Origin of the sequence: Blautia glucerasea (genome assembly GCF_020537505.1) — a bacterium.
Taxonomy (GTDB): Bacteria; Bacillota; Clostridia; order Lachnospirales; family Lachnospiraceae; genus Blautia_A.
The window spans coordinates 1-1,864 of the sequence record NZ_JAJBMO010000063.1 but is presented as its reverse complement, the minus strand read 5'-3'; the positions used below and the strand labels follow the sequence as shown (position 1 = coordinate 1,864).

Annotated in this window: 2 protein-coding genes; one reads left to right on the top strand and one right to left on the bottom strand. The window is 40.6% G+C overall.

The features are described 5' to 3' along the window. The first annotated feature begins 179 nt into the window (after positions 1 to 179). The gene (locus LIQ05_RS19155; RefSeq protein WP_226822908.1) at positions 180 to 1,421 is read left to right on the top strand and encodes an IS256 family transposase; all 1,242 of its coding nucleotides are present in this window, start codon (positions 180 to 182) and stop codon (positions 1,419 to 1,421) included. Between the two features lie 220 nt (positions 1,422 to 1,641). Here the strand turns inward: LIQ05_RS19155 and LIQ05_RS19150 are convergent, their stop codons facing one another. After that, positions 1,642 to 1,800 carry a rubredoxin gene (locus tag LIQ05_RS19150; RefSeq protein WP_055055545.1) on the bottom strand — a complete coding sequence of 53 codons (159 nt, stop codon included), beginning with the start codon at positions 1,798 to 1,800 and terminating at the stop codon, positions 1,642 to 1,644. Positions 1,801 to 1,864: the final 64 nt, after the last annotated feature.

Sequence of the window (1,864 nt, the reverse complement as noted above, 5' to 3'; positions counted from 1 at the left end):
TTTGAAGAAAATAAAAAGAAAAGAAGTTTTAAAAGAAAAATGGTGCTGGGCATAACACCCAACACCAAGTTTGTCTACAGTCTGAAACCCTGTTGCGAGAGTATGAAACTTTTTCTGTAAAATAATGTTTATAAGGTTCTTCTATGATACAATAAATATCATTAGGAGGGCCTTTTATTATGGCAAGACAAAAGAAACCTGTACATCGTGTACAAATGACAGAAGGAAAACGAAACATCATCCATCAGCTCCTGGAAGAGTACGATATCCAGTCTGCAGAAGACATTCAGGATGCGCTCAAGGATCTTTTAGGCGGCACCATTAAGGAAATGATGGAAGCTGAAATGGATAATCATCTTGGTTATGAAAAATCCGAACGCTCAGATAATGATGATTATCGCAATGGTTATAAGCGGAAACAGGTCAACAGCCGGTATGGCTCGATGGAAATCGAAGTGCCACAGGATCGCAAATCAACATTTGAACCACAGGTTGTGAAAAAACGTCAGAAAGATATTTCCGATATTGATCAGAAGATCATTTCCATGTATGCCAAAGGAATGACTACCCGGCAGATCTCCGAAACCATCGAAGATATTTATGGCTTTGAAACTTCTGAAAGCTTTATTTCTGATGTGACTGATAAGATCCTGCCACAGATCGAAGACTGGCAGAACCGGCCACTGGACGAGGTCTATCCCATTCTCTACATTGATGCAATCCATTATTCTGTAAGGGATAATGGTGTGATCCGAAAGCTTGCCGCTTACGTGATTTTGGGAATCAACACGGAAGGAAAAAAAGAAGTTTTAACCATCAGTGTTGGCGATAACGAAAGCGCAAAATACTGGCTTTCCGTTATGAATGAACTGAAAAATCGTGGTGTCAAAGATGTATTAATCATCTGTGCCGATGGTTTAACCGGAATCAAAGAAGCGATTGCAGCAGCTTTTCCAAAGACGGAATACCAGCGCTGTATTGTACACCAGGTAAGAAACACGTTGAAATATGTCCCGGATAAAGACAGAAAAGCCTTCGCTACGGATCTGAAAACCATTTATCAGGCCACAGATGAAAAGAAAGCTCTGGCAACCTTAGAGCGTGTAACAGAAAAATGGACACCGAAATATCCGAATTCCATGAAGCGCTGGAAGGATAACTGGGACGCAATCTCGCCGATCTTTAAATTTTCAACGACGGTCAGAACGGTGATTTATACTACAAATGCTATTGAATCCCTGAATTCTACCTACCGGAAACTGAATCGCCAGAGAAGCGTATTTCCAAGCGATACAGCTCTATTAAAGGCACTGTATCTTGCCACATTTGAAGCTACGAAGAAATGGACCAGTACGATCCGCAACTGGGCACAGGTGTATGGTGAACTGAGTATTATGTACGAAGGACGCCTCCCAGAGTAACGAATAAACAGGCGAATAAGACGGGCGGAAAACCGCCTGCTCTTGACATGCCATTCAACAACTGTTATATATAAAACAAGGGTGAGAAGCCTGATTTTCAGGCTTGCCACCCTTGCATATCATAGAAGAATCTTATTTACAGACTTTTTCTCACAGTCTCCCTGTTGCTCACACGCACCAGGGTTTTTGTTTATCTATCCGTATTTAAATAATCAGAATTTTATTCAACTTCTGAAAACTGATCTTTTCCAACATTACATAATGGGCATTCAAAATCTTCTGGAACGTCCTCCCACTTTGTTCCTGGTGCAATACCACCTTCAGGATAACCTTTCTCTTCATCATATTCCCATCCGCAAACGTCACATACATATTTCATTAGTTTGTTCCTCCTCATATAATCAAGTGTTTTTTATTGAAAATTCAAGGTTTTTCAACCTTTC

What these genes read in the sequence shown, in the direction of transcription:
- LIQ05_RS19155 (WP_226822908.1), top strand. Translation starts at nt 180, where the DNA reads ATGGCAAGACAAAAGAAACCTGTACATCGTGTACAAATGACAGAAGGA.
- LIQ05_RS19150 (WP_055055545.1), bottom strand. Translation starts at nt 1,800, where the DNA reads ATGAAATATGTATGTGACGTTTGCGGATGGGAATATGATGAAGAGAAA.